The 20,615-nt window shown below is 43.3% G+C and carries 22 protein-coding genes; all 22 read left to right on the top strand.

The annotated features are described in order from the left end of the window. The first annotated feature begins 138 nt into the window (after positions 1-138). The 22 genes from rplS (at position 139) to fliI (ending at position 20,608) form a co-directional block, all read left to right on the top strand. Positions 139-483, top strand: coding sequence for a 50S ribosomal protein L19 (gene rplS / locus LH47_RS03465; RefSeq protein ID WP_003394943.1), 345 nt, complete (start codon positions 139-141; stop codon positions 481-483). A 72-nt stretch (positions 484-555) separates the two neighbouring features. Further along, on the top strand, positions 556-1,107 hold the full coding sequence (gene lepB / locus LH47_RS03460) for a signal peptidase I (protein WP_043964782.1): 552 nt from the start codon (positions 556-558) through the stop codon (positions 1,105-1,107). A gap of 15 nt (positions 1,108-1,122) precedes the next feature. Next, on the top strand, positions 1,123-1,977 hold the full coding sequence (ylqF, locus tag LH47_RS03455) for a ribosome biogenesis GTPase YlqF (protein WP_200890843.1): 855 nt from the start codon (positions 1,123-1,125) through the stop codon (positions 1,975-1,977). Positions 1,978-2,050: 73 nt separating this feature from the next. Continuing rightward, a complete protein-coding gene (locus LH47_RS03450) occupies positions 2,051-2,815 on the top strand; it encodes a ribonuclease HII (RefSeq protein ID WP_043964786.1) in 765 nt (254 codons plus the stop codon). 1 nt (position 2,816) lies between these two features. After that, positions 2,817-3,983 carry a hypothetical protein gene (locus LH47_RS03445; protein WP_043964780.1) on the top strand — a complete coding sequence of 389 codons (1,167 nt, stop codon included), beginning with the start codon at positions 2,817-2,819 and terminating at the stop codon, positions 3,981-3,983. After that, positions 3,980-4,246, top strand: coding sequence for an EscU/YscU/HrcU family type III secretion system export apparatus switch protein (locus LH47_RS03440; RefSeq protein ID WP_043964779.1), 267 nt, complete (start codon positions 3,980-3,982; stop codon positions 4,244-4,246). The genes LH47_RS03445 and LH47_RS03440 overlap by 4 nt, the downstream gene beginning before the upstream one ends. A 118-nt stretch (positions 4,247-4,364) precedes the next feature. Further along, on the top strand, positions 4,365-5,525 hold the full coding sequence (gene sucC, locus LH47_RS03435; protein ID WP_004891085.1) for an ADP-forming succinate--CoA ligase subunit beta: 1,161 nt from the start codon (positions 4,365-4,367) through the stop codon (positions 5,523-5,525). A gap of 19 nt (positions 5,526-5,544) precedes the next feature. Continuing rightward, positions 5,545-6,447 carry a succinate--CoA ligase subunit alpha gene (gene sucD, locus LH47_RS03430; protein WP_043964778.1) on the top strand — a complete coding sequence of 301 codons (903 nt, stop codon included), beginning with the start codon at positions 5,545-5,547 and terminating at the stop codon, positions 6,445-6,447. Positions 6,448-6,505: 58 nt separating this feature from the next. Then, positions 6,506-7,393, top strand: coding sequence for a DNA-processing protein DprA (gene dprA, locus LH47_RS03425; protein WP_043964777.1), 888 nt, complete (start codon positions 6,506-6,508; stop codon positions 7,391-7,393). A gap of 104 nt (positions 7,394-7,497) precedes the next feature. Beyond that, complete coding sequence (topA, locus tag LH47_RS03420) at positions 7,498-9,567, top strand: type I DNA topoisomerase (protein ID WP_043964776.1); 2,070 nt, start codon at positions 7,498-7,500, stop codon at positions 9,565-9,567. 45 nt (positions 9,568-9,612) lie between these two features. After that, the gene (gene trmFO / locus LH47_RS03415; RefSeq protein WP_043964775.1) at positions 9,613-10,911 is read left to right on the top strand and encodes an FADH(2)-oxidizing methylenetetrahydrofolate--tRNA-(uracil(54)-C(5))-methyltransferase TrmFO; all 1,299 of its coding nucleotides are present in this window, start codon (positions 9,613-9,615) and stop codon (positions 10,909-10,911) included. 60 nt (positions 10,912-10,971) lie between these two features. Next, a complete protein-coding gene (gene xerC / locus LH47_RS03410; RefSeq protein WP_043964774.1) occupies positions 10,972-11,874 on the top strand; it encodes a tyrosine recombinase XerC in 903 nt (300 codons plus the stop codon). Between the two features lie 15 nt (positions 11,875-11,889). Next, a complete protein-coding gene (gene hslV / locus LH47_RS03405; RefSeq protein ID WP_043964773.1) occupies positions 11,890-12,432 on the top strand; it encodes an ATP-dependent protease subunit HslV in 543 nt (180 codons plus the stop codon). A gap of 13 nt (positions 12,433-12,445) precedes the next feature. Continuing rightward, positions 12,446-13,828: an HslU--HslV peptidase ATPase subunit gene (gene hslU, locus LH47_RS03400; RefSeq protein ID WP_043964772.1), complete on the top strand. Its 1,383-nt coding sequence runs from the start codon at positions 12,446-12,448 to the stop codon at positions 13,826-13,828. Positions 13,829-13,840: 12 nt separating this feature from the next. Continuing rightward, the gene (codY, locus tag LH47_RS03395) at positions 13,841-14,620 is read left to right on the top strand and encodes a GTP-sensing pleiotropic transcriptional regulator CodY (RefSeq protein ID WP_021094217.1); all 780 of its coding nucleotides are present in this window, start codon (positions 13,841-13,843) and stop codon (positions 14,618-14,620) included. A gap of 145 nt (positions 14,621-14,765) precedes the next feature. Continuing rightward, a complete protein-coding gene (gene flgB, locus LH47_RS03390; RefSeq protein WP_009732881.1) occupies positions 14,766-15,146 on the top strand; it encodes a flagellar basal body rod protein FlgB in 381 nt (126 codons plus the stop codon). A 3-nt stretch (positions 15,147-15,149) separates the two neighbouring features. After that, on the top strand, positions 15,150-15,587 hold the full coding sequence (gene flgC, locus LH47_RS03385; RefSeq protein ID WP_009732882.1) for a flagellar basal body rod protein FlgC: 438 nt from the start codon (positions 15,150-15,152) through the stop codon (positions 15,585-15,587). Between the two features lie 11 nt (positions 15,588-15,598). Beyond that, positions 15,599-15,889 carry a flagellar hook-basal body complex protein FliE gene (gene fliE, locus LH47_RS03380; RefSeq protein ID WP_043964771.1) on the top strand — a complete coding sequence of 97 codons (291 nt, stop codon included), beginning with the start codon at positions 15,599-15,601 and terminating at the stop codon, positions 15,887-15,889. 29 nt (positions 15,890-15,918) lie between these two features. Then, positions 15,919-17,505 carry a flagellar basal-body MS-ring/collar protein FliF gene (gene fliF, locus LH47_RS03375; protein ID WP_043964770.1) on the top strand — a complete coding sequence of 529 codons (1,587 nt, stop codon included), beginning with the start codon at positions 15,919-15,921 and terminating at the stop codon, positions 17,503-17,505. Between the two features lie 13 nt (positions 17,506-17,518). Beyond that, positions 17,519-18,535: a flagellar motor switch protein FliG gene (gene fliG / locus LH47_RS03370; RefSeq protein WP_009732885.1), complete on the top strand. Its 1,017-nt coding sequence runs from the start codon at positions 17,519-17,521 to the stop codon at positions 18,533-18,535. Then, positions 18,519-19,298, top strand: coding sequence for a flagellar assembly protein FliH (fliH, locus tag LH47_RS03365; RefSeq protein WP_043964769.1), 780 nt, complete (start codon positions 18,519-18,521; stop codon positions 19,296-19,298). Before fliG ends, fliH begins: the two co-directional genes overlap by 17 nt. Next, positions 19,295-20,608: a flagellar protein export ATPase FliI gene (gene fliI / locus LH47_RS03360; protein ID WP_043964768.1), complete on the top strand. Its 1,314-nt coding sequence runs from the start codon at positions 19,295-19,297 to the stop codon at positions 20,606-20,608. Before fliH ends, fliI begins: the two co-directional genes overlap by 4 nt. The last annotated feature ends 7 nt before the right edge of the window (positions 20,609-20,615 follow it).

Below are 20,615 nucleotides of genomic sequence, written 5' to 3'. Positions count from 1 at the left end.
AAATGAGCGGTAACTCTTGCATCCGATACATCTTTATGCTAGTATAAACGTTGTGACTTACGTCGCACGTAAAACGATGTTCCGCTGCTATGAACGATAAACATAAGCATGAGCATCTGTTGGAAGGAGATGAATATGATGCATCATTTAATTCAAGAAATTACAAAAGAACAACTACGTAACGATCTTCCTGAATTCCGCCCTGGTGACACAGTGCGCGTTCACGTAAAAGTTGTCGAAGGAAACCGTGAGCGTATCCAAGTATTTGAGGGCGTTGTCATCAAGCGTCGTGGTGGTGGAATTAGCGAAACATTTACAGTACGTAAAGTATCTTACGGTGTAGGTGTTGAGCGTACATTCCCATTACACACGCCGAAGATTGCTAAATTAGAAGTTGTTCGTCGCGGTAAAGTTCGTCGCGCGAAATTGTACTACTTGCGTCAACTCCGCGGTAAAGCAGCACGCATCAAAGAAATCATCTAACAAAAGAAATGATTGCGAGGAGCTTGATCATCAAGCTCCTTTTTCAACATTCATCATATAGGTGGGAGACGGATGGAAAAACAAAAAAACGAATGGTTTGAATGGCTGAAAGCAATTGTGATTGCAGTGGCGTTAGCAGGAGGCATTCGCTATTTTATTTTTGCCCCGATTATCGTTGAAGGGGAATCGATGATGCCGACATTACATAACCAAGATCGTATGATCGTGAATAAAGTGGCATACAAAATTGGCGAACCAGAACGATTTGATATTATTGTGTTTCACGCGGAAGAAGGAAAAGATTATATTAAGCGCGTCATTGGGCTGCCGGGCGATCGCATTGAATATAAAAATGATACGTTATACGTGAACGGAAAGCCGTATAAAGAGCCTTATTTAGACGAAGAGAAAAAGCAAGTATTTGACGGCCCGCTAACAGAGTCGTTTACACTTGAAGAACTATGGGGACAAAAAACAGTTCCAGAAGGTCATTTATTCGTGCTCGGAGATAATCGTCGATACAGCAAAGATAGCCGTCATATCGGCTTTATTCCAATGGATAAAGTCGTAGGCAAAACGTCGATCGTCTATTGGCCCCTTTCTGATGCGCGAATTGTTGAATAACATCATACAAAGTAGGTGGCAGCAATGACGATTCAATGGTTTCCCGGCCATATGGCGAAGGCGAAGCGAGAAGTAACAGAAAAATTAAAGCTCATTGATATCGTATTTGAACTTGTTGATGCGCGCATTCCGATGTCATCCCGCAATCCGTTAATTGATGAAATTGTCGCAAATAAGCCGCGCATCATGTTGTTAAATAAAGCGGATATGGCTGACCCAGACGTCACAAAGCAATGGATTGATTTTTTCGCTGCGCAACAAATCGAAGCGATTGCGATCGACTCGCAAAGCGGAACGGGCGTGAAGCAAATTGTGACGGTCGCAAAAGAGAAGTTGCGCCCAAAGTTTGAAAAAATGATGGCTAAAGGAATTAAACGTCCTCGCGCCATGCGCGCGTTAATTGTCGGTATCCCAAACGTCGGGAAATCGACGCTCATTAACCGACTGGCGGGAAAACATATCGCCAAAACTGGCGATACACCAGGAGTGACGAAAGCACAACAATGGATTAAAGTCGGCAAAGAACTTGAGCTGCTTGATACGCCAGGGATTTTATGGCCGAAGTTTGAGGACGAAGAGGTCGGATTCAAGCTTGCGACAACAGGGGCAATCAAAGATACGATTTTAAATTTACAAGATGTTGCCGTATATGCATTGCGCTTTTTAGCTGCCCATTATCCTGACCGTTTAAAAGAACGGTACGCGCTTTCAGATATTCCAGAAGACATTGTTGTATTGTTTGATGAAATCGGGAAAAGACGAGGTTGTTTAGCTGCTGGAGGCGTCGTGGATTACGATAAAGTAGCTGAGCTTGTGTTGCGCGATATTCGCACAGAAAAATTAGGACGGCTCAGTTTTGATCGCCTGTAAGGTTCGCATAAGCGGGCCTTTATTTTTTTGCCAATTTGCCGATATAACATGTAAGGAGTGATCGAGCGTGAATATGCAAGAGATCAAACAACGACTACAAACGATTCACGATGAAACAGATGAATGGTTTCAACAACTATTACATGATGAGCGAAAAGGTGTCCAACGCCTCATTCAACAATGGTATAAACAAAAAGAAGCAGAAAAACGCGAACGGGAACGTTTTTCGCATATGTTGCAATATGAACAGGCGCTATATGAAAAAGGAGTGCGCTACATCGCTGGCGTAGATGAAGTTGGACGTGGTCCGCTCGCTGGCCCGGTCGTTGCCGCTGCGGTCATTTTGCCGAAAGACGTGTTTTTACCTCATTTGGACGATTCGAAAAAACTATCGGAAACGAAGCGGGAGCAATTGTTTTCTATTATTCAGCAAACGGCGCTTGCGATCGGCATCGGCATTGTGAGCGCCCGTGAAATTGATGAGTTAAACATTTACGAAGCGACGAAAAAAGCGATGGTGCAAGCCGTTCAAGCACTTCCGATCGCTCCCGAACATTTGCTTATTGATGCGATGCACATTCCGCTATCTATTCCGCAAACATCCATCATTAAAGGAGATGCGCACAGTGCATCCATTGCTGCAAGCTCCATTATAGCAAAAGTGACGCGCGATCGGATGATGAAACAGCTAGGTGAGAAATATCCACAATATGGATTTGAAAAACATATGGGGTACGGAACGAAAGCGCATGTCCAAGCAATTGAACGATATGGTGTCATGGAAGAACATCGTCGTTCTTTTGCACCAATTCGTGAGCGAATGAAACGAGGGGAATGAAATGAACGTCCAATGGCTGCGTACGTTAGTTGACGATCGGCAAGCGGTCCGCCTGCCGAAAGGGCCGACGTTTCAAGTTGGCGATATGATTTACGGGAAAATCGAAAAAATCAATGAAGATCAAACAGCGCTCGTTCGCATCGGAAGTTATACGCTGACAGCAGAATTGCATTCACCTGTCAAAGAAGGTAGAACATATACGTTTCAAGTGCAAAAGACGATGCCGCTTGAGCTGAACATATTGCCGCGTCCAGCAAAACTGACAGATGAAGAAAGCGTCATTCGCCATTTTCGTCTACCAGAGAATGAACAAACGAAATCGCTCGTTCGTTGGATGATGAATGAATCATTTTCGTTTAAAAAGAATGATATGGCGCTCATTCGGCAATGGTTGCGAACAGGCGGTGAAAAAGAGGTGCAAGCAATCAAATGGCTATTGATGCACGATTTGCCGCTTCACGACGATGTGTTTCGTGCGCTTGTTACTTTACAACATGATAAGCCGTTATATGAACAACGGCTTATGCTTGCGTCGCTCATTGATCGCGCTCATCCGAAAGGGGCATTAGCGACACTTTCTGCTCATTTACGCCATATACCAACACTTTCCTCTTTTTCGCCTGAACATATGCAACGATTGCTCGAAGAAACGATGAAACAACAAGATGAATGGCTCGTTTTATTGCAAACAGGAGCAGAAGAAGCAACAGGTGAGTTAAAAGCGGAGATTACCTCATTACTTGATCGGATGAAAGCATATCAGTTGTTATCAACAAACAACCATTCACTTCAACATATATTTACTCAATTTCCGTTATTCATTGGGACGCATGCAACGGATGTGACGATTCAATGGCGCGGAAAACAACGGGAAAACGGAAAAATGGATACAGACTATTGTCGCATTTTATTTTATTTGACGATGGCGACGTTAAAAGAAACGATCGTAGACGTTCATATTCAACAACGCATCGTTCATATTTCGATCATCAACGACACGCCCTATGTAGAACTGTACGCATCCACCCTTGAGCCGTCGCTAAAGGAGAAGCTTGCTGAACATGGCTACACGCTTTCTGCCGTTTCCGTTAAACAGCCGATGAACAAGCGAAGCGAACGGTTACTTGTTGAACCATTTTCTTATAAAGGAGTCGATTATCGCGTATGAAACGAAAACGTGCCGTTGCTTTGTCGTACAACGAACAACATATTGCCCCCGTCGTTGTCGCAAAAGGGGAAGGAATGGTCGCCGAGCGCATCATTGAACGTGCGAAACAATACGACGTCCCGATTTACGAAGATCAAACGCTCGCTACAATGCTTAGTCAATTACAATTGAACGAAACGATTCCAGAGGAGCTGTACAAAGTCGTTGCTGAAGTATTTGCGTTTGTTTATCAAATAGAAAAAAGGATAGAGGAGCGCTCGTGACCGTCGCTTCTTTTTCTTTTGTTAAAGAATTTTCTGTCTAAATGGTAGACAACTGACAAAGTATCATTATACAATGAAAGCGCTAGTACTTTTATTTTTATACATAGGAGGATGGGGTATGAATATTCATGAGTATCAAGGAAAAGAGATCCTCAGAAGCTACGGAGTGAGCGTGCCGAACGGCCGTGTGGCGTTTACGGTTGAAGAAGCGGTCGAGGCGGCGAAAGAGCTTGGCAGTAGCGTTTGTGTCGTCAAAGCGCAAATTCATGCCGGCGGTCGCGGAAAAGCAGGGGGTGTAAAAGTCGCAAAAAGTTTAGAAGAAGTTCGTACATATGCGAGCGAATTGCTCGGAAAAGTGCTTGTGACGCATCAAACAGGTCCAGAAGGAAAAGAAGTGAAACGTCTTTTGATCGAAGAGGGATGCGACATTAAAAAAGAATATTACATCGGGCTTGTTGTTGACCGTGCGACGTCCCGCGTAGTATTAATGGGATCAGAAGAAGGCGGAACAGAAATCGAAGAAGTAGCGGCAAAAACGCCGGAGAAAATTTTTAAAGAGTATATCGATCCAGCTGTCGGCTTACAAGCGTTCCAAGCGCGCCGCATGGCGTTTAACATCAACATTCCGAAAGAGCTTGTCAACCAAGCGGTCAAATTTATGTTAGGCTTATATCAAGTATTCGTCGAAAAAGATTGCTCGATCGCTGAAATTAACCCGCTCGTTGTTACAGGAGACGGAAAAGTGATGGCGCTTGATGCGAAGTTAAACTTTGATTCAAACGCGTTATATCGCCATAAAGACATTTTAGAATATCGCGATTTGGACGAAGAAGATCCAAAAGAAATTGAAGCATCAAAATACGATTTAAACTACATTTCGCTTGACGGAAACATCGGCTGCATGGTCAACGGTGCTGGCTTAGCGATGGCGACGATGGATATTATTAAATATTATGGCGGCGAGCCAGCAAACTTTTTAGATGTTGGTGGCGGTGCGACGACAGAGAAAGTAACAGAAGCGTTTAAAATCATTTTATCCGACCCGAATGTCAAAGGTATTTTCGTTAACATTTTCGGGGGCATTATGAAATGCGACGTCATCGCTAACGGAATTGTTGAGGCAACGAAACAAGTTGGCTTAAATCTTCCGCTTGTCGTTCGTTTAGAAGGAACGAACGTGGAATTAGGGAAAAAGATTTTAGAAGAGTCCGGATTAAATATTACAGCCGCTGAATCGATGGCAGACGGCGCGCAAAAAATCGTTTCGCTAGTAAGCTAATAGAAGGGATGGGAGAAACGTGAGCGTTTTTGTTAATAAAGATACGAAAGTAATCGTGCAAGGAATTACAGGTTCACAAGGATTGTTCCATACAAAACAAATGATCGAATACGGTACAAACATTGTTGGCGGTGTCACACCAGGAAAAGGTGGAACAGAAGTAGAAGGTGTGCCTGTATTTGATACGGTGTCTGAAGCGGTTGAAAAAACAGGAGCGAACGCTTCCGTCATCTATGTTCCGCCGGCATTTGCTGCGGATGCCATTATGGAAGCTGTCGATGCAGAAATCGATTTAGTCGTTTGTATTACAGAAGGCATTCCGGTATTGGACATGGTAAAAGTGAAGCGCTATATGGAAGGGAAGAAAACGCGCTTAATCGGACCAAACTGCCCTGGTATTATTACACCGGAAGAATGTAAAATCGGCATTATGCCAGGTTACATTCATAAAAAAGGTCACGTCGGTATCGTTTCGCGCTCCGGTACGCTAACGTACGAAGCTGTTCATCAGTTAACACAAGCGGGAATCGGTCAATCAACTGCGGTCGGCATTGGCGGTGACCCAGTCAACGGCACAAACTTTATCGACGTATTAAAAGCGTTTAACGAAGATGAAGATACGTACGCAGTCATTATGATCGGTGAGATTGGCGGAACAGCGGAAGAAGAAGCGGCAGAATGGGTAAAAGCAAACATGACAAAACCGGTTGTCGGCTTTATCGGCGGCCAAACAGCTCCTCCAGGAAAGCGCATGGGACATGCGGGTGCGATTATTTCTGGTGGCAAAGGAACAGCCGCAGAAAAAATTCAAACGATGACAGCATGCGGCATTAAAGTTGCTGAAACGCCATCTGTGATCGGCGAAACGCTCATCTCTGTATTAAAAGAACGCGGTTTATACGAGAAATGTAAAACGCATTAATCGTTCAATCGTCCTAAGGAGCAGACCTTAGGACGATTTTTATCAAAGGAGGGATATGATGTACGATACAGATCGCGAAAGGCTTATTCATTTGCATCATTGTCGTGGGATCGGATGGAAAAGCATCGCGCGCTTGCTTCATGTTGATCCATCCCTTACCTCGATTTTTCATCTTTCTTCTCATCAACTTCAACGATTACTGGCTATCCCCGAAAAACATTTCGCTGCTTTTTTCCATGATTTGCATTGTCACAAATTGAAACGTATGATAAAAACATATGAGGAGCAAAACATTCATATTGTAACAATTAAGGACGATGAATACCCAGAGTGGCTTAAACATATATACGATCCGCCTTGGGTACTATATGCGAAAGGAAACGTGCAATTGTTGAAGCGAAAAAAATTAATAAGCGTCGTCGGGACACGAACACCAACCCGTCAAGGAATGGCGGCGATGCACATCGTTCTTCCGCCGCTCATCCAACACGGGTGGGTCATTGTGAGCGGATTAGCGAAAGGTGTCGATGCCGAAGCGCATCGTTTATGTTTACGCCATAACGGTGAAACAATTGCGGTGATGGCAGGGGGATTGCGTTATATATATCCTCCTGAAAACGAATCATTATTTCGACAATTAGCGACAACACAACTCGTTATTTCTGAGTATCCGCCGTTTGTTCGCCCACAAACATGGCATTTTCCGATGCGCAACCGGATCATTAGCGGTTTGTCTGTTGGCACGCTTGTCGTGCAGGCGAAAGAGCGAAGCGGCTCGCTCATTACTGCTCATTTTGCGCTACAACAAGGAAGAGACGTGTTTGCGATCCCAGGTGACATCACGACAAAAGAAGCGCACGGGACGAACCGGTTAATCCAACAAGGAGCGAAATTAATCTTATCAAGCGACGATATCGAAGAAGAATTTCGACATCTTTTTACATGAGCGAAAGAAAAAATCGAAAAATGATGTTTGACAAATGAACGAATCATCATTAATAATAATGAAGATTTTATTTTACGAATTACCTCTTAAGGGAGGACAAAATGATGTCAGACTACTTAGTCATTGTAGAGTCGCCAGCAAAGGCGAAAACGATTGAAAGATACTTAGGAAAAAAGTATAAAGTAAAAGCATCGATGGGGCATGTGCGCGATTTGCCAAAAAGTCAAATGGGCGTTGATATACAAAACGATTATGAACCGAAGTATATTACGATTCGCGGCAAAGGTTCGGTCATTAAAGAGTTGAAAACAGCAGCGAAAAAGGCAAAAAAAGTATTTCTTGCCGCCGACCCGGATCGCGAAGGGGAAGCGATCGCTTGGCATTTAGCACATTTGCTTGATTTAAATACCGACTCCCCATGTCGCGTTGTATTTAACGAAATTACAAAAGATGCGATTAAACAGTCGTTTGAACAACCGCGCGCCATTAATATGCATTTAGTTCATGCACAACAAGCGCGGCGCGTGCTCGATCGCCTTGTCGGCTACAACATTAGCCCGTTGCTTTGGAAAAAAGTAAAAAAAGGGTTGAGCGCAGGGCGTGTGCAATCTGTTGCGCTTCGCCTAATTATTGATCGTGAAAAAGAAATTCAATCGTTTCAACCAGAAGAATATTGGACGATTCAAGGGACGTTTGTCAAAGGCAATGACACATTTGAAGCGCAATTTTATCGTCTAGACAACGAAACGTTCGATTTAAAAACAGAACAAGATGTACAACATGTGTTAAGCCATATGCAAGGCAATGAATTTGTCGTCACAGCGGTAACGAAAAAAGAGCGAAAGCGCAATCCGGTTGCACCATTCATTACATCGTCATTGCAACAAGAGGCTGCACGGAAGTTGAATTTTCGCACGAAAAAGACGATGATGGTTGCACAACAGCTGTACGAAGGAATTGATCTGGGAAGCGAAGGAACCGTCGGTTTAATTACATATATGCGTACAGACTCCACGCGCGTATCTGAGAGCGCTCAACAAGAGGCGATTCAGTATATTGAACAGACGTTCGGTACATCATATGTAGCGACAGAAAAAAGAAAAGAAAAACAAAAGTCGAACGCGCAAGATGCGCACGAAGCAATTCGCCCAACGTCCGTCTGGCGTCATCCGAGTGCCATTAAACCGCATGTGACACGCGATCAATATCAGCTGTACAAACTCATTTGGGAGCGCTTTATCGCCAGTCAAATGGCCCCAGCTTTGCTCGATACGGTCGCCGTAGAGCTTTCAAACGGTTCAGTCGTCTTTCGTGCGACTGGCTCGACCGTCAAATTTCCAGGCTTTATGAAAGTATATGTGGAAGGAACAGACGATCCGAAAGATGAACAGCAACGATTATTGCCAGACTTTGTGGAAGGGGAGCGCGTATTTAGTAAAGATATTGAAGGAAAGCAACATTTCACACAGCCGCCACCGCGTTATACGGAAGCTCGCCTTGTCAAGACGTTAGAAGAGCTCGGCATCGGTCGTCCATCGACATATGCCCCGACGCTCGATACGATTCAAAAGCGCAATTATGTGACGCTTGAGAACAAACGATTTGTTCCAACAGAGCTTGGGGAAATTGTCCTTGATTTAATGATGCAATTTTTCCCGGAAATTTTAGACGTCGAGTTTACAGCGAAAATGGAAAAAAACTTAGACGACATCGAAGAAGGGAAAGTCGAATGGGTACGCATCATTGACGAATTTTATCGCGAGTTTGAAAAACGGTTAAAAGTGGCTGAAGTTGAAATGGAAAAAGTCGAAATAGCAGACGAATCAGCCGATGTCGATTGCGATGTATGCGGAAGCCCAATGGTATATAAAATGGGGCGTTTCGGAAAGTTTATCGCTTGTTCGAATTTCCCACAATGCCGCAATACAAAAGCGATCGTCAAACATATCGGTGTGACATGTCCGCGCTGTCATGAAGGAAACATCGTCGAACGAAAAAGCAAAAAGAAGCGCATGTTTTATGGTTGCGATCGTTTTCCAACGTGCGATTTCGTTTCATGGGATAAACCAATTAATCGACCGTGCCCAAAATGCGGGGGCATGCTCGTTGAGAAAAAAGGGAAAAAGACCGTGCACGTTCAATGTACACAATGTGAATATAACGAACAACAGTAAGGTGAGGCGAATACCCTCACCCATTTTATCGAGGAGGGAATATGGATGGAAGTAACAGTCATTGGAGCAGGATTGGCAGGAAGTGAGGCGGCATGGCAACTCGCGAAGCGCGGCATTCGCGTCAAATTATATGAAATGCGCCCGGTGAAACAAACTCCCGCGCATCATACAGACAAGTTTGCAGAACTCGTATGCAGCAACTCTCTTCGCGCAAATACGTTAACGAATGCAGTCGGTGTATTAAAAGAAGAAATGCGGCGTTTAGATTCCGTCATTATGAAAGCAGCGGACTCTTGTTCCGTGCCAGCTGGTGGCGCTTTAGCTGTCGACCGTCACGAATTTGCAGCGAAAGTTACAGACATGGTAGCGAATCATCCGAATGTGACGGTTGTGCGTGAAGAAGTAATAACAATTCCAACAGGCCCAACGATTATTGCGACAGGTCCGTTAACATCGCAGCCGCTTTCGGAACAGCTTCAAGCGTTGACAGGGGAAGAATATTTATATTTTTACGATGCGGCTGCACCGATTGTTGAGAAAGAAAGTATTGATATGGAAAAAGTGTATATAAAGTCCCGCTACGACAAAGGGGAAGCAGCATACATTAATTGCCCGATGACAGAAGAAGAGTTTGACCGATTTTATGATGCGCTCATTTCTGCTGAAACGGTCCCTTTAAAGGAGTTTGAAAAAGAAATTTATTTTGAAGGATGTATGCCAATTGAAGTGATGGCCCGGCGCGGCAAAAAGACGTTGCTATTTGGTCCGATGAAGCCCGTCGGTTTAGAAGACCCGCGTACAGGGAAACGCCCTTTCGCCGTCGTCCAACTTCGTCAAGACGATGCGGCAGGAACGTTGTACAATATTGTCGGGTTTCAAACGCATTTAAAATGGGGTGCGCAAAAAGAAGTCATTCGCTTGATCCCAGGGCTTGAGCAAGCAGAAATTGTACGATACGGCGTGATGCACCGCAATACGTTTATTAATTCCCCGAAGTTATTAAAACCGACATATCAATATAAAGAAAGAGAAGATTTATTTTTTGCAGGACAAATGACCGGGGTTGAAGGGTATGTTGAGTCAGCAGCATCAGGACTTGTGGCGGGGATTAATGCTGCCCACTATGTGCTCGGAAAAGAACTTGTCGTATTTCCACAAGAAACGGCCATCGGAAGCATGGCGCATTATATTACATCGGCGAACCCGAAACATTTTCAACCGATGAATGCGAATTTCGGCTTATTTGCACCGCTCGACGAGCCAATGAAAGATAAAAAGAAAAAAAATGAACGATATGCGCAACGGGCATTAGAAACGATTCAGAATTTTTTAAAAAAATGGTGAAATTCGTTGCAAGAGCTACTAAATTATGCTACTATTTAGTAGCTCTTGTGAGGTGATCGAATGGAGAATGTGAATTTTACGTTAAATTTGTTCATTGAATATTTACAAATAGAAAAAAATTATTCAGAATATACAATTGCGTGTTATAAGCATGATATTGGCGAATTTTTTGAATTTATGGAGCGTGAACAAATCAAACAGTTGCAAGAAGTGTCTTACGGCGACGTTCGCTTGTTTTTAACAGAGCTTCATAAGCGTCAACAATCAAGCCGTTCGATTGCCCGGAAAATGTCGAGCATGCGCAGCTTTTATAAATTTTTAGTGCGGGAGAAAATTGTTTCTGAAAATCCGTTCGCGCTTGCATCGTTGCCAAAAAAAGAACAGAAAATTCCACATTTTTTGTATCCTGATGAATTAGAACAGTTGTTTGTTGTCAATGATTTGAATACAGCGATCGGTCAACGAAATCAAGCGATCATTGAACTATTATACGCAACAGGTGTTCGTGTAAGTGAATGTTGTAACATTCGCTTATCGCACATTGATTTCTCTGTATGTACGATTTTAGTTTACGGAAAGGGAAATAAGCAACGATATGTCCCGTTTGGTACGTATGCAAAAGAAGCGCTTGAACGATATATACAAGACGGACGTCAGCAACTTGTAAGCAAGGCGAAAGCGCCGACGGATGTGCTTTTTTTAAATGCGCGTGGTGGAGCATTAACGCCAAGAGGGGTACGTCACATTTTAAACGACATCGTTGAACAAGCTGCCCTTTCTTTGAAAGTTAGTCCCCATGTGTTTCGTCATACGTTTGCGACGCATTTATTAAATGAAGGTGCTGATTTACGTTCTGTGCAAGAATTGTTAGGCCATGCGCATCTTTCGTCAACACAAGTGTATACACATGTAACGAAAGATCATTTGCGCCACGTTTATTTACATTCTCACCCGCGTGCATAAAAAGGAGGATGGGTTATGAGTCAATTTCATGCGACGACGATTTTTGCGATTCGCCATCAAGGAAAAGGAGCGATGGCGGGCGATGGCCAAGTGACGTTCGGCAATGCCGTAGTAATGAAACATACAGCGCGGAAAATTCGTAAACTTTTTCACGGCAAAGTGTTAGCTGGTTTTGCAGGGGCGGTAGCTGATGCGTTTACGCTATTTGAGATGTTTGAAGGAAAGTTAGAAGAATATAACGGAAATTTACAACGGGCGGCGGTTGAGCTAGCAAAAGAATGGCGGAGCGATAAAGTGTTGCGCCGATTAGAAGCGATGTTAATTGTCATGGATGAAACGCATCTCTTGCTCATTTCTGGAACAGGCGAAGTCATTGAACCGGATGATGACATGTTAGCGATTGGCTCCGGTGGTAACTATGCGTTAGCAGCTGGTCGGGCATTGAAGACGTATGCAGGTGAACATTTCACAGCGAAGCAAATTGCGGAAGCGGCATTAAAAGTAGCGAGCGATATTTGCGTGTACACAAACGATTCCATTATCGTTGAAGAGCTGTAGAGGAGGGAACGGCATGTTGACGCCAAAACAAATTGTTGAAAAGCTTGATCAATTTATCGTCGGTCAGCATGAAGCGAAAAAAGCGGTAGCGATTGCATTAAGAAATCGTTATCGCCGCAGTTTATTAGATGAAAAATTGCGCGATGAAGTCGTGCCGAAAAACATTTTAATGATTGGACCAACGGGTGTTGGAAAAACAGAAATTGCACGGCGATTAGCGAAACTTGTTGGCGCTCCATTCGTAAAAGTAGAGGCAACGAAATTTACGGAAGTCGGTTATGTCGGTCGCGACGTAGAGTCGATGGTGCGTGATCTCGTTGAGACGTCTGTGCGCATCGTGAAAGAGAAAAAAATGAACGAGGTAAAAGAACAAGCGGAACAATTGGCGAACAAACGGCTTGTTGAACTGCTTGTACCAGGGAAAACAAAACAACCGATGAAAAATCCATTTGAACTTTTGTTCGGCGGTGCAGTAGAACAACAAACGACAAATGGAAGCGACGATCAACAACTTGCTGAAAGACGAAGACAAGTTGCATGGCAATTGGCAAATGGACAGTTAGAAAACGAAGTAGTGACGGTCGAAATCGAAGAACAGCAACCGTCCATGTTTGACTTATTTCAAGGCGCTGGTTTGGAGCAAATGGGCGTCAATATGCAAGATATGTTAAGTAGCTTTATGCCGAAAAAGAGAAAAAAACGAAAATTAAAAGTAAAAGAAGCGCGCCACGTGCTTGCCAACGAAGAAGCGCAAAAGTTGATCGATATGGACGAAGTAACGCAAGAAGCGATTCGACTCGCAGAGCAATCAGGCATCATTTTTATTGATGAAATTGATAAAATTGCTCGAAAAGGGCAGGCTGGTTCATCAGCTGACGTTTCGCGTGAAGGGGTGCAACGCGACATTTTGCCGATTGTGGAAGGGTCAACTGTCATGACGAAATACGGACCGGTAAAAACCGACTATATTTTATTTATTGCTGCTGGGGCGTTTCATATGGCGAAACCGTCCGACTTAATTCCAGAATTGCAAGGGCGTTTTCCGATTCGCGTTGAATTAACGAAACTCACAGTAGATGATTTTGTAAAAATATTAGTTGAACCGAACAATGCGCTGTTAAAACAGTATATCGCTTTACTTGCTACAGAGGGTATACAACTTGAATTTTCTGACGATGCTATTCGTAAAATCGCAGAAGTCGCTTTTGAAGTGAATCAACAAACAGATAACATCGGCGCACGCCGCCTTCATACAATTATGGAAAAATTGTTAGAAGACTTATTGTATGAAGCACCAGACGTACATCTTGAAAAGGTCGTGATTACTCCACAATATGTGGAACAAAAACTAGGGAACATTGTAAGAAATAAAGATTTAAGTCAGTTTATTTTATAAGGAGGATGCGATATGAACTTACTTGAAAAAACGAGAAAAATTAATGCAATGCTGCAAAATGCGGCCGGAAAGCCTGTAAACTTTAAAGAGATGGCAGAAACGCTTTGCGAAGTCATTGAAGCAAACATTTTCGTTGTGAGCCGTCGCGGAAAGTTGCTCGGCTTTGCGATTAAACAAACGATTGAAAATGAACGAATGAAAAAAATGTTAGCGGATCGTCAATTCCCAGAAGAGTATACGAAAAACTTATTTCATATTACAGAAACATCGCCAAACCTTGATATTAATAGCGAGTATACGGCATTTCCAATTGAAAATAAAGACTTATTTAAAAATGGCTTAACGACGATCGTGCCGATTATCGGTGGCGGGGAACGCCTTGGAACGCTCATTTTATCTCGATTAGATAAAGAGTTCCACGATGATGATTTAATTTTGGCTGAATACGGAGCGACAGTTGTTGGAATGGAAATTTTGCGTGAAAAAGCGGAAGAAATTGAAGAAGAAGCGCGCAGCAAGGCAGTTGTGCAAATGGCGATCAGCTCTCTTTCATATAGTGAATTAGAAGCAATTGAGCATATTTTTGAAGAATTAGATGGGACAGAAGGCTTGCTCGTTGCAAGTAAAATTGCTGATCGTGTCGGCATTACGCGTTCAGTCATTGTCAACGCGCTTCGTAAACTAGAAAGCGCTGGAGTCATCGAATCCCGCTCGCTCGGAATGAAAGGAACGTACATTAAAGTATTAAACGATAAGTTTTTAACGGAACTCGAGAAGTTAAAACATCATTAAAACAAAAAGGCATCTTTCTCGTGAAGATGCCTCTTTTGTTAAAGTATGTGAAAAATAGTCCAATGTTCCCTATATACATAACATAAATAATTTTTTACAATAGAGGTGTATTGTCGAACGGTGTCTTTACAAGGAGGAATATGCCGTGAAATTGTTTTCAAATACATTCCAAATATTAGAACAAGGATTAAATTATTCATCGTTAAAGCAAAAAGTAATCGCAAACAATATTGCGAATGTCGATACACCAAATTTTCAAGCGAAAGATGTTCAGTTTCGTACGGAATTTCAGCAAGCGTTGCAAGCGTATCGTACCGATCCTCGTCACTTTGAGTTTAAAGGAAGTACAAACAAATTTTTCGTGACAACTAAAAATGATCTCGTTTACAATCATAATAAGAATAATGTCGATCTCGATAAAGAAATGTCGGATTTAGCGCAAAACCAAATTTACTACAACGCGTTAGTTGAACGTTTAAACGGAAAGTTTAACTCCTTAAAAACGGTCATTAAGGGAGGAAAATAATACATGTTTCAAAGTTTCAATGTGTCCGCCTCTGCGTTAACCGCTCAGCGGTTGCGTATGGATGTCATTTCAGCAAATATGGCAAACGTCGATACGACTCGCGCCAAAATGGTCGATGGAAAGTGGCAGCCGTATCGCCGGAAAATGGTTGTCATGCAACCGAACGAGTCGTTTTCTTCTTTTTTGAATCAAGCGATGAACGAGCGATCAACAGGTGGGGTGAAAGTGACGAAAATTGTCGAAGATCAAACCCCATTTAAACTTGTATATGATCCATCTCATCCCGATGCAGATGAGAACGGATATGTGCAGTTGCCAAACGTTGATCCGTTAAAAGAAATGGTTGATTTAATGAGCGCTACGCGCTCGTATGAGGCGAATGTGACGGTGTTAAACGCAACGAAAGGGATGTTAATGAAGGCGCTAGAAATCGGGAAATAGGGGGATAAACGATGATTGATCGCATTCAACGTACATTACCATCAGCTGTACAGCAGCAAGCGATAAAGCCTGCGGAAGCACAACGGGCATTTTCGCAATTTTTAAAAGAAGCGATAAACGAAGTAAATAAACAGCAAATTGAATCTGATTTGCTCACGACAAAGTTAGCAAAAGGAGAAAACGTTGACTTACACAACGTGATGATCGCTTCGCAAAAAGCGAGCGTGTCGCTTCAATTAGCGATTGAAGTACGCAATAAAGTCATTGAAGCATATCAAGAAGTGATGAGAATGCAAGTATAATGGACCTCAAGAGATAGCGGAGGAAGCATATGAGCGAGCAATTAAAACAAGCGATAGAACGATTGAAATTGTTTTGGAGCGGGAGAACAAAGCAGCAAAAAGCGATGGCCCTAGGGCTTGTCGGGCTAGTAGTCGTCACCGTTGCGCTTACTGCTTTTTTTGCGACGCGAACGAACTTTGTTCCTCTCTATAGCAATTTATCGGCGCAAGAAGCAGGACAAATTAAAGCGACGCTTGATCAGCGCGGTATTGAGTCGCAGGTTGCCGATAACGGCACGACGATTTTAGTGCCTGAACAGCTTGTTAACACATTAAAAGTTGAACTAGCTGCAGAAGGCATTCCGGATAGCGGAAGTATTGATTACTCTTTTTTCGGAAAAAACTCCGGTTTCGGGATGACGGATAATGAATTTAACGTGTTGAAAATTGAGGCGATGCAAACAGAGCTCGCTAATTTAATAAAAAGTATCGACGGGGTAGAAGATGCAAAGGTGATGATTAATCTACCCCAGCCGACCATCTTTGTTGGTGACCAACAGGAAGAGGCATCTGCGTCCATCGTTTTGAAAACGAAGGCAGGATATAAGTTTAATGAACAGCAAATTAAATCGCTATATCACCTTGTTTCCAAAAGCGTGCCGAATCTCCCTACTGAAAATATCGTCATTATGAATCAATATTTTGAGTACTTTGATTTAAAAAATGAAGAAAATTTTTCGTCAGGCAAAACGTTTGCTGAACAATACGAAGTGAAACAACAAATTGAGCGCGACATTCAACGCCGCGTCCAACAAATGTTAGGAACGATGATCGGACAAGATAAAGTTGTTGTTTCCGTTACAGCAGACGTGGATTTTACGCAAGAAAACCGTCAAGAAGAACTTGTTGAGCCAGTCGATAAAGAAAATATGGAAGGCATCGCAGTGAGCGTGCAGCGCATTACTGAAACATTTTCTGGAAAAGGAGCTCAAGCAGGTGGTACGGTAGGAACGGGAGAAAACGCTGTACCAGGATATGAAGGTGCCAACGGCGAGACAAATGGGGATTATGAGCGAATTGAAGAAACAATTAATAACGAGGTTAATAGAATAAAAAGAGAAATTGTAGCAAGTCCTTATAAAATAAAAGATTTAGGCATTCAAGTGATGGTTGAGCCGCCAACACCAAACGATCCGAACTCACTTCCGGCTCAAACGGTGGATGACATTACAAAAATTTTAGGGACGATCGTGCGTACATCGGTTGATAAAGATGTGGCTGGACAATGGACAGACACCGATTTACAAAACCGCGTCGTCGTTTCTGTACAACCGTTCAACGGAAAAGTGCAGTTTGACGAGCAAACATCAGCCATTCCGACATGGGCATATATTGCTGGTGGCGTGGCAATCGTGTTGTTACTTGCTTTGATCGTCTTTTTATGGTTGCGCAAACGGAAAAAAGAAGAAATGGACGAACGACCATTGCAAGAAGAGCAAGTGGCAGTACAAATTCCAGATGTAAACGAAGAAGTAGAAACGGAGGCTACATTGCGACGGAAGCAGCTTGAAAAGCTCGCAAAAGAAAAACCGGAAGAATTTGCAAAATTGTTAAGAACATGGCTTGCTGAGGAATAAAGGAGGGGATTGTATGGCAAAACGCGATCCAAAAGAGTTAACAGGAAAACAAAAAGCAGCCATTCTCCTCATTTCATTAGGACCAGACGTTTCAGCATCAGTATATAAACATTTATCGGAAGAAGAAATCGAAAAGCTCACACTTGAAATTTCTAACGTTCGTCAAGTTGATGGCGAGAAAAAAGAAATGATTTTAGAAGAGTTTCACCAAATCGCCTTAGCACAAGATTACATTTCACAAGGCGGTATTGCTTACGCGAAACAAGTGCTTGAAAAAGCGCTAGGACCAGAGCAAGCGATGAACATTATTAATCGTCTAACTTCCGCGTTGCAAGTGCGCCCGTTTGATTTCGCACGCAAGGCGGACCCTGCGCAAATTTTAAACTTTTTGCAAAACGAACATCCACAAACGATTGCGCTCGTGCTGTCGTATTTAGACCCGGCGCAAGCGGGACAAATTTTGTCCGCGTTACCACAAGAAATGCAAGCGGATGTCGCACGTCGCATTGCGTTAATGGATCGCACATCGCCAGAAATGATTAATGAAGTTGAGCAAGTGCTCGAACGGAAACTATCGACGACAGTTGTACAAGATTATACGCAAACGGGTGGCATTGAAGCGGTTGTCGAAGTGTTAAACGGTGTCGATCGCGCAACAGAACGAACAATTTTAGATGCGCTTGAAATTCAAGACCCAGAATTAGCAGAAGAAATTAAAAAGCGCATGTTTGTCTTTGAAGATATCGTTACGCTTGATAATCGCGCTATTCAACGTGTCATTCGCGAAGTGGACAATGCCGACTTGTTGCTTGCGTTGAAAGTGTCTAGCGATGAAGTGAAAGAAGTCGTGTTCCGCAATATGTCTTCACGCATGGCGGAAACGTTTAAAGAAGAAATGGAGTTTATGGGTCCTGTTCGCCTTCGCGACGTAGAGGAGGCGCAATCGCGTATTGTTGCGGTTATTCGTCGTCTCGAAGAAGCGGGTGAAATTGTCGTCGCTCGCGGTGGAGGAGATGATATTATTGTCTAAGTTAATTAAAGCCTCGTTTGCTAGAACGTGTACGGAACAACGAGCCGTCATTCAAGTAAAAAAAGTGTTGCCAGACGTGCAACAAGAAGAACACGAGCAATATGACGAAACGATGACAGCGCACGCACAAATGATCGTTGAACAAGCAGAACAGGAAGCGGCAAACATTCGCCAAGAAGCGGATATGTATTACGCATCTGTTCAACAACAAATTGCCGAAGAACAAAGGCAATGGGAAGAAGAACGAAGCCGATGGATTGAACAAGCGCGTCAAGAAGGATACGCCATCGGCTTAGAGCAAGGGCGCCAAGACGGATTTCAACAGTACATGGAAACGATCCAAGAAGCAAAACAAATCGTGCAGTCAGCAAATGAACAATTTTATCATATGTTGCAGTCGGCTGATGAAACGATTTTGCTTATCGCGTGCAAAGTGGCAGAACGAATTATCGGTGAACGTCTTGCTGAAAATAAAGAACATTTTCTCGGTCTTGTGAAGCAAGTCATTAAAGAAGTTCGTGAACATGAAGAAGTGAAAATATACGTTCATCCGACTTACTATGCCGCTGTTGCCCGCCAAAAAGAGGAGCTAAAAGCGCTATTTAGTCAAGACGTTCATTTATTTATTTACCCGGATGAAACATTGGCGGAGACGAGTTGTATTGTTGAATCGCCGTTCGGCCGCATTGATGCAAGCGTTGACACACAGCTTGAGCAATTGAAGTTACAATTGCTCGAGCGAATCGAGGGGGAAAGTGAATGAATTGGCAAGCGCTCATCAATGAAATTGATCTGCTCGATCCATATAAACGATTTGGCAAAGTGACGCGCGTCATCGGCTTAATGATTGAAGCGAAAGGACCGGAAAGCTCGATCGGAGATGTATGCTACATTCATATTGGTCATAAAAAAAAGAAAAAAATTCAAGCCGAAGTCGTTGGATTTCGCGATGAATACGTACTATTAATGCCATATGCAACGGTTCAAGATATTGCCCCCGGTTGCATTGTCGAAGCAGCGGGTGCCCCTCTTGAAATCAAAGTAGGTACTGCGCTTGTCGGACGTGTCATTGACGCATTAGGTGCTCCACTCGATGATCAGCCGCTTCCGAAAGGGCTGACGGCTGTTCCGATCGATCGTCAACCGCCAAATCCAATGACGCGTCCACCGATTGCGGAGCCCATTGAAGTCGGGGTGAAAATGATCGACAGTTTGCTTACGGTTGGAAAAGGGCAACGCGTTGGCATTTTTGCTGGGTCTGGCGTTGGAAAAAGTACATTAATGGGAATGATTGCCCGCAACACAAACGCTGATTTAAACGTCATTGCTCTTATTGGGGAACGTGGACGTGAAGTGCGAGAGTTTATTGAACGTGACCTCGGGCCAGAAGGATTAAAACGTTCCATTGTCGTTGTTGCGACGTCCGATCAACCAGCGCTCATGCGCATTAAAGGGGCGTATACAGCGACAGCCATTGCCGAGTATTTTCGAGACCAAGGGTTGAACGTCATGTTTATGATGGATTCTGTTACACGCGTGGCAATGGCGCAACGTGAAGTCGGATTAGCCATCGGAGAACCACCGACGACGAAAGGATATACACCGTCTGTTTTCGCTATGTTACCAAAACTGCTTGAACGGACGGGAACGAATGAACACGGAACGATTACTGCTTTTTATACGGTGCTCGTTGACGGCGATGATATGAATGAGCCGATTGCAGATACCGTTCGCGGTATTCTGGATGGACATTTCGTATTAGAACGACAACTAGCAAACAAAGGACAATATCCAGCAATTAACGTATTAAAAAGCGTCAGCCGCGTCATGAACTACATCGTAACGCCAGAGCATCGCAAAATGGCGGAAAAATTGCGCGAGCTGCTTGCGACATACGTTCAGTCTGAAGATTTAATTCAAATTGGTGCATATAAACGAGGGTCGTCGCGGGAAATTGATGAAGCCATTCGCTATTATCCAAAAATTATTTCGTTTTTAAAGCAAGATGTTCATGAATCATACACAATAAACGAAAGCGTTCAACAGTTGTTTCAACTTATTGAACAAGGGTGAATAAACG

Source organism: Anoxybacillus thermarum, assembly GCF_000836725.1.
GTDB classification, from domain to species: Bacteria; Bacillota; Bacilli; order Bacillales; family Anoxybacillaceae; genus Anoxybacillus; species Anoxybacillus thermarum.
This window is presented reverse-complemented; position numbering and strand designations above follow the sequence as displayed.